The 11,994-nt window shown below is 72.7% G+C and carries 12 protein-coding genes; all 12 read right to left on the minus strand.

Annotation, left to right across the window (positions count from 1 at the left end; translation table 11 throughout):
• Positions 1-502 precede the first annotated feature (502 nt).
• Entirely contained in the window at positions 503-1,402 is a 900-nt protein-coding gene (lepB, locus tag C229_RS0111725) for a signal peptidase I (RefSeq protein WP_018655272.1), read from the minus strand.
• Positions 1,403-1,553: 151 nt separating this feature from the next.
• Complete coding sequence (gene rplS / locus C229_RS0111730) at positions 1,554-1,907, minus strand: 50S ribosomal protein L19 (protein ID WP_018655273.1); 354 nt, start codon at positions 1,905-1,907, stop codon at positions 1,554-1,556.
• Between the two features lie 133 nt (positions 1,908-2,040).
• Positions 2,041-2,823 (minus strand): tRNA (guanosine(37)-N1)-methyltransferase TrmD, encoded by a 783-nt coding sequence (trmD, locus tag C229_RS0111735; RefSeq protein ID WP_018655274.1) that lies wholly within the window; start codon positions 2,821-2,823, stop codon positions 2,041-2,043.
• Positions 2,820-3,338, minus strand: a complete 519-nt coding sequence (gene rimM, locus C229_RS0111740; RefSeq protein ID WP_018655275.1) for a ribosome maturation factor RimM — start codon at positions 3,336-3,338, stop codon at positions 2,820-2,822. Before rimM ends, trmD begins: the two co-directional genes overlap by 4 nt.
• Positions 3,339-3,441: 103 nt before the next feature.
• The gene (locus C229_RS0111745) at positions 3,442-3,684 is read right to left on the minus strand and encodes an RNA-binding protein (protein ID WP_018655276.1); all 243 of its coding nucleotides are present in this window, start codon (positions 3,682-3,684) and stop codon (positions 3,442-3,444) included.
• Position 3,685: 1 nt separating this feature from the next.
• The gene (gene rpsP, locus C229_RS0111750) at positions 3,686-4,135 is read right to left on the minus strand and encodes a 30S ribosomal protein S16 (RefSeq protein ID WP_018655277.1); all 450 of its coding nucleotides are present in this window, start codon (positions 4,133-4,135) and stop codon (positions 3,686-3,688) included.
• A 232-nt stretch (positions 4,136-4,367) separates the two neighbouring features.
• Positions 4,368-5,933, minus strand: a complete 1,566-nt coding sequence (ffh, locus tag C229_RS0111755) for a signal recognition particle protein (RefSeq protein WP_018655278.1) — start codon at positions 5,931-5,933, stop codon at positions 4,368-4,370.
• A gap of 78 nt (positions 5,934-6,011) precedes the next feature.
• Entirely contained in the window at positions 6,012-8,345 is a 2,334-nt protein-coding gene (locus C229_RS0111760; protein WP_018655279.1) for a [protein-PII] uridylyltransferase, read from the minus strand.
• Positions 8,346-8,357: 12 nt separating this feature from the next.
• A complete protein-coding gene (locus C229_RS0111765; RefSeq protein WP_018655280.1) occupies positions 8,358-8,696 on the minus strand; it encodes a P-II family nitrogen regulator in 339 nt (112 codons plus the stop codon).
• Positions 8,693-10,015: an ammonium transporter gene (locus C229_RS0111770; protein ID WP_026313681.1), complete on the minus strand. Its 1,323-nt coding sequence runs from the start codon at positions 10,013-10,015 to the stop codon at positions 8,693-8,695. The genes C229_RS0111765 and C229_RS0111770 overlap by 4 nt, the downstream gene beginning before the upstream one ends.
• A 269-nt stretch (positions 10,016-10,284) precedes the next feature.
• Complete coding sequence (gene ftsY, locus C229_RS0111775) at positions 10,285-11,451, minus strand: signal recognition particle-docking protein FtsY (RefSeq protein ID WP_026313682.1); 1,167 nt, start codon at positions 11,449-11,451, stop codon at positions 10,285-10,287.
• A gap of 91 nt (positions 11,452-11,542) precedes the next feature.
• Positions 11,543-11,989 (minus strand): hypothetical protein, encoded by a 447-nt coding sequence (locus tag C229_RS0111780; RefSeq protein WP_155884767.1) that lies wholly within the window; start codon positions 11,987-11,989, stop codon positions 11,543-11,545.
• Between the last annotated feature and the right edge of the window lie 5 nt (positions 11,990-11,994).

The following is an 11,994-nucleotide window of genomic DNA, read 5'->3' on the forward strand; positions in this document are numbered from 1 at the left end:
CGCCCGACACGCAGCGCCGCCCGACACGCAGCGCCGCCCGACACGCAGCGCCGCCCGACACGCAGCGCCGCCCGACACGCAGCGCCCGCTGCGCCCGCCCGTAGCCCGCTGCACCCGGCTGTGACCGCCGCGACCACCGTGAGCACCGCGACCGCCGTGAGCGCCCGTGAGCGCCGTGAGCGCCGTGAGCGCCGCGAGCGCCGCGAGCGCCGTGACGAGGATGGTGCCGGTCTGGGGCCTCGGTGGGGGTGGGGTTCTTGGCTGGTGTTCGTGGGCGAGGGCTGGTGGTCGTGGTGATGTCAGGTGGGGAGTTGGGTCGCCGGGCCGTGCGATGGGGAGTGGGTCGCTGGGCGGTTCTGTGGGGGCGCCGGGGCTCGGTGGTGGGCCGTGACGGGGTTTGGGTGAAGTGCGTGAGCCCCGGCTTTGGCCGGGGCTCACGGGGTCTCAGCGGCGGTGTCGGCGGCGGCCAGGACCGCTGACCTTCGTCCGCCGCCTGCCGGTCTCAGTGGCGGTGGCGACGGTTGCGGCGGTGGCGGTTGAGGAGGGTGACGGGGAGGGCGCCTATCAGGCCGAGGGCTATCGGCGTGGCCGGGGTCGCCGCGGCGGCGGCGGACTTCAGGGCCGGCTGGTCGAAGGTCTTCGGGATCGAGAGGACGCCGGCGTTGCCGACGGGCCAGACGATGACGAAGGCGCGGCCGATGACGCGGTCGATCGGGATGGTGCCGCCGCCCGGGTCGCTGCGGTGGTGCCGCGAGTCGAACGAGTACTCGCGGTGGTCGCCCATGACCCAGAGCTGGCCCTTGCCGACGGTGACGTCGAAGTTCATCTCCGACGGGTCGTTGCGTTCGCCGGTGGCCCGGTCGGTGAACAGGTACGACCGCTCGTCGAGCGGGACGCCGTTCACCGTCACGCGGCCCTGCGCGTCACAGCACTTGACGCGGTCGCCGGGGATGCCGATGACGCGCTTGATGTAGTCCTTCTCGTTGGACGCGACGCCGAACGCCGACCCCACCCAGCGCAGCGCCTTGCCGACCGGGTTGGACGGCTTGGGGACCTCGGTCTCCTGGTCCCAGGAGTCGAGGCCGTTGAAGACGACGATGTCGCCCCGGGTGATGTCGCGCGTGTGGTAGACGATCTTGTTGACGAGGACGCGGTCGCCCACCTGGAGCGTGTTCTCCATCGACCCCGAGGGGATGAAGAACGGCTGCACCGCGAACGCCTTGATGACCAGGGCGAGGACCAGCGCGACCCCGATGAGGATCGGCAGCTCCTTCCAGAACGAGCCCTGCTTCTTCTTCTCGTCCTTCTTCCGCTTGCCCTTTTTCTCCGAAGAGTCGGAATCTTCAGCGGGGGGAACGGTTTCCTGCTCTTCGGGCACCGCGCCCTCGGCCTCGGATCGCACGTTTCTCCGATCGTCCTCGTCTGTCATCAGACCGCCAAGCCTAGCGGCGACGACCGCACGGAGCGGCGCGCGTTGCCGTGTCGCCGCCGAAACGGCAACGCCCCGGGACCGCAGAGGGTTCCCGGGGCGTGCGCGGAGGGCGAGGGATGCCCTAGAAGTCGCGCTTCTCCTTGATGCGCGCGGCCTTGCCGCGCAGGTTGCGCAGGTAGTACAGCTTGGCGCGGCGGACGTCACCGCGGATCAGCACTTCGAGCTTCTCGATGTGCGGGCTGTTGAGCGGCCAGGTGCGCTCGACGCCGTAGCCGCCCTTGCTGATCTTGCGGACGGTGAACGTCTCCCGGGCGCCGCCGTTCTGGCGGCGGATGACGACACCCTCGAAGGGCTGGATACGGGTGACCTTGCCCTCGGTGATGCGCGCGTGGACGCGCACGGTGTCGCCGGGACGGAAGTCCGGACGGTCGGTCCGCAGCGCGGCCTGCTCGATCTCCTGGATCAGGGTGTGCATGGTTTCCTCATCGCTGATGCGCGGACGTCGAGAGGCCCCGGTGGGACTGCGGTGGGGGCGTCGCGCCGCGCGAGGTGAATCGCTCGGTACTTCGGTTGCGTCTGTGGCCGCGTGTGCGCGCACACGGGACAGTTCAGTGTGCCATATCTTCGCCGTGCACCGGAAAACCGGCGTCGGCGAGAGTGGCCAGGTCATGCCGGTCGAGCGCGGCCGGATCGAGCCGCGCCAGCAGTTCGGGACGGTGCCGGGCGGTGCGCCGCAGCGCCTCGTCGCGGCGCCAGCGCGCGATGGCGCCGTGGTGCCCCGACATGAGGATCTCCGGGACGCCGCGGTCGCGCCAGACGGGCGGCTTGGTGAAGACGGGCCCCTCCAGCAGCGACTCCATGGATCCGGCGGCGAACGAGTCGTCGGCGACGGAATCGGCGTTGCCGAGCACGCCGGGGACGAGCCGTCCGATGGCCTCGACCATGACGAGCACGGCGACCTCGCCGCCGGCGAGCACGAAGTCGCCGAGGGAGACCTCGTCGACGCGCAGCCGCGTGGAGTACTCGGCGACGACGCGCGAGTCGATGCCCTCGTAGCGTCCGCAGGCGAACAGCAGCCAGGGTTCGGCGGCCAGCTCGGCGGCGGTCGCCTGGGTGAAGGGCCGCCCGCTGGGCGTGGGGACGATGAGCCGCGGCAGCTCCGGCCCGGGCGCGATGGCGTCGATCGCCTCACCCCAGGGTTCGGGTTTCATCACCATGCCGGGACCGCCGCCGTAGGGGGTGTCGTCCACGGTGCGGTGCCGGTCGTGCGTCCAGTCACGGAGGTCGTGGACGCGGACGTCGAGCAGCCCGGTGCGGCGCGCCTTGCCGAGCAGCGAGACGTCCAGCGGGGCGAAGTAGTCGGGGAAGATCGAGACGATGTCGAGTTTCACTGCTCGTCCAGCAGACCGGGTGGGGGGTCCACCACGAGACGGCCCGCGTCCAGGTCGACGGACGGGACGAGGGCCGCCACGAAGGGGATGAGCGCGTCGCCGGCCGGGGGGCGGCCGACGACGAGGACGTCCTGACCGAGGTGCAGGACGTCGGTGACGGTGCCGACGTCCTCGCCGCCGACGGTCACGACGGACAGCCCGACCAGGTCCTGGTCGTGGAAGTCGTCGGGATCGTCGGAGACGAGGACGTCGTCGGGTCCGACGACGAGCCAGGTACCGCGCAGCCCTTCGGCGGCGGTGCGGTCGTCGTGACCCGAGAAGCGCACGAGCAGGCGTCCGGAGTGCCAGCGGGCACGGTCCACGGTGAGGGGACCGGCCGTGGCGGGGTCGGTGAGGATCTCGGTGCCGGGGGCGAACCGGAGGTCCGGGTCGTCGGTTCGGACGTCGATCGTGATCTCACCGCGGACGCCGTGCGGCCGTCCGACACGGCCGATGACGAGCGGCTGCTCGGTCATGCCGTGCCGTCGGGGGTGCTGAGGCCCGCCGCCCGCCGGAGGGCGGACGGCGGCGCCGGGCGCGGCCCGCGGCGCGGACGCCGCGGGAACCGGGGTGCCACGGCTAGCGGACCTCGTTGACGTCGAGCAGGTCGACGCGCACGTACCGGCCGCCCGAGAGGGCGGTGATCACGGTGCGCAGGGCCTTGGCGGTGCGACCGCTGCGGCCGATGACCTTGCCCAGGTCGTCGGGGTGCACGCGCACCTCCAGGACCCGGCCGCCCCTGAGACGACGGGCGCGGACCCGGACGTCGTCCGGGTTCTCGACGATCCCGCGTACCAGGTGCTCGAGCGCTTCTTCGAGCACGTCAGCCCTCGCTCTTGACTTCGGTGTTCTCGTCGGCGGCCTCGGCCTTCTTCGGCTCGGCCTTCTTGGACTTGGCCTTGGTGGCCGGGGCCTCGCCGGCGGTGTCGCCCAGCGACTCCTTGACGGCGGCCTCGAAGACGGCCTTCTTGTCGGCCTTGGGCTCGGCGACCTTGAGCGTGCCCTCGGCACCGGGCTCGCCCTTGAACTTCTGCCAGTCGCCGGTGACCTTGAGCAGGCGGACGACGGGCTCGGTCGGCTGCGCGCCGACGCCGAGCCAGTACTGCGCGCGCTCGGAGTCGATCTGGATGAGCGAGGGCTCCTGCTTGGGCTGGTAGACCCCGATCTCCTCGATGGCCCGGCCGTCACGCTTGGTGCGGGCATCGGCGACGACGATCCGGTACTGCGGGCTCCGGATCTTCCCCAGACGCTTGAGCTTGATCTTGACTGCCACGGGTGTGGTGTTCTCCAGACTTGATACAGGGTGTCCGGTCCGGACCAGGTGGGGAAACACCGGTGCCGGCCGGGCAAGGGATTCCCGGTCGCACAGGACGAGAGAGGGCGCCTTGCCGATCCGGGGTTTCCAGCCTGCCATTCTGCCAGACGTTCGGCGTGAAAGTGCAATCGTGCGGTGACGCGCGGCACGCGTGGCGCGGGGGCGTCGAGGGCGCCCCCGCGCGGTCGCGCTACTTCTTCTTGCGGCTTTCGAGCTTGCCGAGGTCGGGCATCTGGAAGCCGGGCGGAAGCTGGCCGGCGAGGCCGGGGGGAAGCTGGCCGCCGGCGAGGCCGGGGGGCAGGCCCTGCGGGGCGCCGTCCTGCTCGGGCGCGTCGGCGGCGCGCTGGCCGACGGCGCGCTTGCGCGGGTCGCCCGAGCGCTGCTTGCCCTTCTTCTTGGCGGCCTTCTGCGCCTGCTTGGCCTTGCGGCGGGCGGGCGTGCCGGGCAGGCCCATGCCGCCCGCCATCTGCTTGACCATCTTCTGCGCGTCGTAGAAGCGGGTGACGAGGCTGCTGACCTCGCCGACCGAGACGCCCGAGCCCTTGGCGATGCGGGCGCGCCGCGAACCGTTGATGATCTTGGGGTTCTCGCGCTCGCCGGGCGTCATCGAGCGGATGATCGCGGCGACGCGGTCGAGGTCCTTGTCGTCGATGTTGCTGATCTGGTCGCGGACCTGGCCCATGCCGGGCATCATCCCGAGCAGGTTGCCGATGGGGCCGAGCTTGCGGATCATCATCATCTGTTCGAGGAAGTCCTCAAGGGTGAAATTCTCCCCGGAGACGAACTTCGTCGACATCTTCTCGGCCTGAGCGGTGTCGAACGCCTGCTCGGCCTGCTCGATCAGGGTGAGGATGTCGCCCATGTCGAGGATGCGCCCGGCCATGCGGTCGGGGTGGAAGACGCTGAAGTCTTCCAGCTTCTCGCCGGTGGACGCGAACATGATCGGCCGGCCGGTGATGTGCCGGACCGAGAGCGCCGCGCCGCCGCGCGCGTCGCCGTCGAGCTTGGTCAGGACGACGCCGTCGAAGCCGACGCCGTCCATGAACGCCTGCGCGGTGTTGACGGCGTCCTGGCCGACCATGGCGTCGACGACGAACAGGACCTCGTCGGGCGAGACGGCGTCGCGGATGTCGATGGCCTGCTGCATCATCTCGGCGTCGACGCCGAGGCGGCCGGCGGTGTCGACGATGACGACGTCGTGCTGGGCCTGCCGGGCCTGCTCGATGGACCGCCGGGAGACGGCGACGGGGTCGCCGACGCCGCTGCCGGGCTCGGGCGCGAAGACCGGGACGCCCGCGCGCTCACCGACGACCTGGAGCTGCTGGACGGCGTTGGGCCGCTGGAGGTCGGCGGCGACGAGCAGCGGGGTGTGCCCCTCGGCCTTGAGGTGCCGGGCGAGCTTGCCCGCGAGGGTGGTCTTGCCCGCGCCCTGGAGGCCCGCGAGCATGATCACGGTGGGCGGGGTCTTGGCGAACCGGATGCGCCGGGTGTCGCCGCCGAGGATCGCGACGAGCTCCTCGTTGACGATCTTGACGACCTGCTGGGCCGGGTTGAGCGCCTGGGAGACCTCGGCGCCGCCGGCGCGCTCCTTGACCCGGGCGATGAAATCCTTGACGACGGGCAGCGCCACGTCGGCTTCGAGCAGCGCGATGCGGATCTCGCGGGCCGTCGCGTTGATGTCGGCCTCGGAGAGCCGGCCCTTGCTGCGCAGCGACGAGAAAACCGTCGTCAAGCGGTCGGAGAGCGTCTCGAACACGTGTCTGGACCCGTCCTTGGAAAGCTGCTGGGATCACCCATCAGACTATCGGGTGAATCGCCGGGTGCCGCCCGCCTCTCAGCGCAGGGCCGCGAGGACGCGCTGCCGCACGTCGGACAGCACGGCGGGCTCGGACGGGGCGGCGCCCGAGCCGTCGACCACGTAGAAGACGTCCACGGCGTCGGCGCCGAGGGTGTCCACGCGGGCGGCGCGGACCTGGAGCCCGGCCGAGCCGATGGCCTGCCCGACGCGCCACAGCAGCCCGGGCCGGTCGTGCGCGCGGACCTCCAGCACGGTCGCGGACGCGGACGCCTCCTCCAGGACGGTGACGCGCGGCGGCGCGACCGGCACACCGGGCCGGACCCGGACGGACCGGGCGCGGCGTTCGAGGCGTCCGGCGACGTCGAGCCGGTCGGCGAGCAATCGGCGCAGGTCGGCTTCGAGCGCGGCGGGCTCGGGCGGGGCGCCGAACTCGGGGACGGCGGTGAAGTCCAGGACGGCCGTGCCGTGCTCGGGCGCCGAGACGATCCGCGCGGTGCGGACGACGAGCCGGTGCAGCGCCAGCACCCCGGCGGCCTTCCACAGCAGGCCGGGCCGGTCGGGGGCGGCGATCGTGACGCGCGACCCGGCGACGCGCACGGCGGCGCCGTCGTAGCGGGCGAGCGCGAGCCGTCCGGGTTCGGGCAGGTCGGGCGGCGGCAGGGTGCCGCCCGCGAGGGTGGCGGCGGCGCGGCGGGCCAGTTCGGCGACGGCCGACGCCTTCCACGCGCTCCACGCCGAGGGGCCGGTGGCCTGCGCGTCGGCGACGGCGAGGGCGGCGAGCAGGTCGATGATCTCGCGTTCGCGGCCGGGCACCGTGGACACGGCGGCGGTGACGGTCTCGACGGTGGCGGGGTCGTCCAGGTCGCGGCGGGTGGCGGTGTCGGGCAGCAGCAGGTGGTACCGGACCAGCGCCTCCAGCACGCGGACGTCATCGGCGGGCAGGCCCAGGCGGGCGCCGAGGTCGCGGGCGACGACGGCGCCGGAGACCGAGTGGTCGCCGGGCCAGCCCTTGCCGATGTCGTGCAGCAGGGCGCCGATGAGCAGCAGGTCGGGCCGGGAGACGTCGCGGGTGAGCGCGGCGGCGCCGGCGGCGGCCTCGACGAGGTGCCGGTCGACGGTGAAGCGGTGGAACGGGTTGCGCTGCGGGCGGTTGCGGACGCGTTCCCAGTCGGGGACGAGCCGGACGATCAGCCCGGCCTGGTCGAGGGTCTCCCAGACGCCGATGGCGGCGGGCCCGGCGCCGAGCAGCGCGACGAGCGCGTCGCGGGCGGCCTCGGGCCACGGCGGCGACGGCAGGGCGGCGTGCCGGGCGAGCCGTTCGACGGTGGCGGGCGCGAGGGGCAGCCCGGCGTGCGCCGCGGCGGCGGCGACGCGCAGGACGAGCGCGGGGTCGGTGAGGTCGGCGCCGCGCGCCAGCACGACCTCGCCGTCCTGCTCGACGGCGCCGTCGCCGACGGGACGGCGTTCGACGGCGCGGTTCCCGGCGCGGCGCGGGGCGAGGAAGCGTTCGACGCGGTGCCACAGGTGGTCGCCCGCGTGGGCGATGGTGCGGGCGGCCTCGGCGGTGGTGCGCAGGAGCTGGTCGGCGTCCAGCAGGCCGAGCGCGGCGGCGACCGGCTGCTGTTCCTGGAGGACGAGCCGGTCGGCGCTGCGCCCGGTGTGCTCGTGCAGGGCGTGCCGGACGTCGAGCAGGAGGTCGTGGGCGGCGCCGACGCGGGCGTCGGGCGCGGACGCGACCCAGGACGCGGCGACGGCCCGCATGACGTGGACGTCGCGCAGCCCGCCGCGCGCCTCCTTGAGGTCGGGTTCGAGCAGGAACGCCAGTTCGCCGTGGGCGTCCCAGCGGTCGCGGGACATCGCGGCGAGTTCGGCCAGGCGGGTGCGGGCGTCGGCCCGCCAGTCGGCCAGGACGGCGGCGCGCAGCTCGTCGACGAGGGCGTGTTCTCCGGCGACGCGGCGCGCCGACAGCAGCCCGAGGGCGGCCTTCATGTCGGTGCGGGCGACCTCGCGAGCCTCGGCGAGCGTGCGGACGGAGTGGTCCAGGCGCAGGCCGGAGTCCCAGACGGGGTACCAGACGCGGTCGGCGAGGGCGGCGACGCCGTCGTCGCCGCGGTGCAGCAGGACGAGGTCGAGGTCGCCGCCGGGCGTCAGCTCGCGGCGGCCGTGGCTGCCGACCGCGAGCAGCGCCACCCCGGGCGGGACGGACGGGCCGGTGCCGGGCGTTCCCGAGCCGAGGAGCCCGGCGAGCCAGCCGTCGAGTTCGGCCGTGCGCGCGGCCCGCGCCGCCACGAGGGCTGCGCGGGCCGCGTCGACCGATCCGGCCGGGGCGGCCGGGGACCGCTCCCCGGCCGTTCCGTGGGCGAGGACCACTCGTCTCCTTACCTAGAGGGCGTCGGGGCCGGTCTCACCGGTGCGGACGCGCACGACGGCGTCCACCGGGGTGGCCCAGACCTTGCCGTCACCGATCTTCTCGGTGCGGGCGGCCTTGACGATGACGTCGATGATGTCGTCGGCGTCCTCGGTGTCGACCAGGACCTCGATCCGGAGCTTGGGCACCAGGTCGACCTTGTACTCGGCGCCCCGGTAGACCTCGGTGTGGCCCTTCTGCCGGCCGTAGCCGCTGGCCTCGCTGACGGTGAGTCCCTTGACCCCGAAGGTCTCCAGGGCCGCCTTGACCTCGTCCAGCTTGAACGGCTTGATGACCGCCGTGATCAGCTTCACGCTTCCGCCTCTACCTTCTTCTGCTCGGTGGTCGTGGTGCTCGCGAGGGAGCCGGTGGAAGCGCCCGCGCCGGCGTGGACGCTACCGAAGTCGTACGCCGTCTCCGCGTGGGCGGCGCTGTCGATGCCGCTGATCTCGTCCTCGGCGTCGACGCGGAAGCCCATCACCAGGTCGATGATCTTGGCGATGATGAAGGTGGCGACGAAGGAGTAGAGGATCGTGGCGCCGACGCCCGCGGCCTGCTTGCCGAGGAGGCCGATGCCGCCGCCCGCCAGCAGCCCGTCGGCGCCGGCGTCGTTGACGGCCGTGGTGGCGATGAAGCCGATGAGCAGGGCGCCGATGATGCCGCCGACCATGTGGACGCCGACCACGTCGAGGGAGTCGTCGTAGCCGAGCTTGTACTTCAGGCTGACCGCGAAGGCGCAGACCGCGCCGGCGATGAGGCCGAGGGCGATGGCGCCGAGCGGGGTGACGAACGCGGCGGCGGGCGTGATGGCGACGAGGCCGGCGACGACGCCGGACGCGATGCCGAGGGTGGTGGAGGCGCCGTCGCGCAGCTTCTCCACGATGATCCAGGCGAACGCGGCGGCGCAGGTGGCGACGAGGGTGTTGATGAGCGCGACGGCCGCGACCTCGTTGGCCGCGAGCGCCGACCCGCCGTTGAACCCGAACCAGCCGAACCACAGCAGACCGGCGCCGAGCAGGACGAACGGCAGGTTGTGCGGGCGCATCGGGTCCTTGGGCCAGCCGCGCCGCTTGCCGAGCACCAGCGCGAGGGCGAGGGCGGCGACACCGGCGTTGATGTGGACGACCGTGCCGCCCGCGAAGTCCAGCGCGCCGAGCTCCAGCAGCCAGCCCTCCGGGCCCCAGACCCAGTGGGCGATCGGCAGGTAGACGAGCGTGACCCAGACGAGGGTGAACAGCACCCAGGCGCCGAACTTGGCACGGTCCGCGATGGCGCCGCTGATCAGCGCGACGGTGATGATGGCGAAGGTCGCCTGGAACGTCACGAACACCAGGCTCGGGATGCCCGAGCCGTCGTCGGCGGTGGCGGTCTTCTCCAGCCCGACGAGTCCCCAGTCGCCGAGTCCCCCGATGAAGGAGCCGAGTGCGCCGCCGTCGCTGAAGGCGAGGGAGTAACCGTAGACCACCCACACCATGCCCACGACCGCGATGCTCACGAAGCTCATCATCATCATGTTGAGCACGCTCTTGGCGCGGGTCATGCCCCCGTAGAAGAACGCGAGCCCAGGCGTCATGAGCAGGACGAGCGCTGTGCTCGCCAAGATCCAGGCAGTGTTGCCGCTGTCGATATTCATCTCGGGGGCTTTCCCTCCTCGGCCACGGGATTGGATTGCTCCGAGACTCTGGCCTGGCCGTTTCGCGGGAAGGGCGAGGATGTTTCGGTGGTGTGAAACCACACCGGGAAGTGTTTCGTCGGTGTTTCGGTCCGCTCACCGGTGCCCGGGAAGGGGGTTCCGGTTGGTGTTTCGGTCACGGAAAAGTCACGAACTACTCGTGCACTCCTGACAAAAAGACGTTCCCCCCGCCGAGGGCGGAGGGAACGTCTGCGGGACCGAAAACGCCGCTAGTCGCCGAGGATCGCGTCCACGAAAGCGCCCGGCTCGAAGGGCGCCAGGTCGTCGGGGCCCTCCCCGAGGCCCACGAGCTTGACCGGGACGCCCAGCTCGCGCTGGACCTGGACGACGATGCCGCCCTTGGCGGTGCCGTCGAGTTTCGTCAGGACGACGCCGGTCACATTGACGACCTCACCGAACACGCGGGCCTGCTGCATGCCGTTCTGGCCGGTGGTGGCGTCGAGGACGAGCAGGATCTCGTCCACCTGGGACTGCTTCTCGATGACGCGCTTGACCTTGCCGAGCTCGTCCATCAGGCCGGTCTTGGTGTGCAGGCGGCCGGCGGTGTCGACGATGACGGTGTCGTAGCCGCCGTCGACGCCCTGCTTGACGGCGTCGAACGCGACGCTGGCCGGGTCGGCGCCCTCGCCCTTGCGGACGACGGGGGCGCCGACGCGCGAACCCCACGTTTCGAGCTGGTCGGCGGCGGCGGCGCGGAAGGTGTCGGCGGCGCCGAGCAGCACGGTGCCGCCGTCGCCGACCAGGACGCGGGCGAGCTTGCCGCACGTGGTGGTCTTGCCGGTGCCGTTGACGCCGACGACCATCACGACCGACGGCCGGGTGCCGTGCGGCGCGGTGTGCAGCGAACGGTCCAGGTCGGGGCCGATCTGCTTGACCAGCTCCTCCTTGAGGAGCGCGCGGACCTCCTGCGGCGTGCGGGTGCCGAGCACCTGGACGCGGGTGCGCAGGTCGTCGGTGATCTGGCGGGCCACGGTGACGCCCATGTCGGCGCCGATGAGCGTGTCCTCGATCTCCTCCCACGCGTCGTCGTCGAGCGTGTCGCGGGACAGCAGGCCGAGCAGGGTCTTGCCGAACGTGCTCTGCGAGCGGGCCAGCCGGGCGCGCAACCGGACGAGACGGCCCGCGCCGGGCGGCGGCGTCTCGATCTCGACGGGCGGGACGACGGGCTCGGCCGTCGAGGGCGGGCCGCGCTGCGCGGGCGGCGCGGTGGCGGTGGCGTCGTCGACGACGGTGGCGGTGCCGCCGGGCCGCTGCTCGGCCTGCTCCTGCGGTTCGGCCGGTGGAGCGGCCTTGCGGCGGCCGGGCCGCAGGAACATGACACCGCCGGCGACCAGCAGGAGGACGGCGAGCGCGGCGATCAGGATCACATATTCCATAACCCGACCAGTTTTCCAGACGCCTCACCCTGCGCCGACCACGGTCCGGCCTCGACCCGGCAACAACGGCGCGGCCGGTCAGGCCATCCGCTCAGGACCGGCCCCGGTCGCGCGTCCGCCGGACGCCGACGACGACCGGCGCCGGCGCCGTGACCGCCAGCAGCCCGCCGATGACGAACCAGCCGATCGTGGCCCCGGCTCCCGCGACGTCCGCGGCGACGACGTAGGTGCGCTCACCGACGTCCCAGGCGGGGATCGTCCGGCCCCTCGCCAGCGGCCCGTCGTACCGTTCGAGCCGCACCCGCCGCCGCGCCCCGTCGTCCGCGACGAAGACCCCGGTCGCGGTACAGCGGTCGTTGCGGCACTTCCAGCCCTCGACGCGGAACGAACCGTGGGTTCCGTCCCCCTGCCGGGCCCGCTCCGCGGCCCGCATGTCGCGCGCCGCGTACAGCAGCGAGGCCGTCGCGAGCGCGAGCACCACCAGCGCCGCGGCGAACCACCGAGCGCCCGCCAGATACCGTTTCCGCCCGCTCGTCACCACCG

Origin of the sequence: Actinomadura flavalba DSM 45200 (assembly GCF_000374305.1) — a bacterium.
In the GTDB taxonomy this organism is placed as follows: Bacteria; Actinomycetota; Actinomycetes; order Streptosporangiales; family Streptosporangiaceae; genus Spirillospora; species Spirillospora flavalba.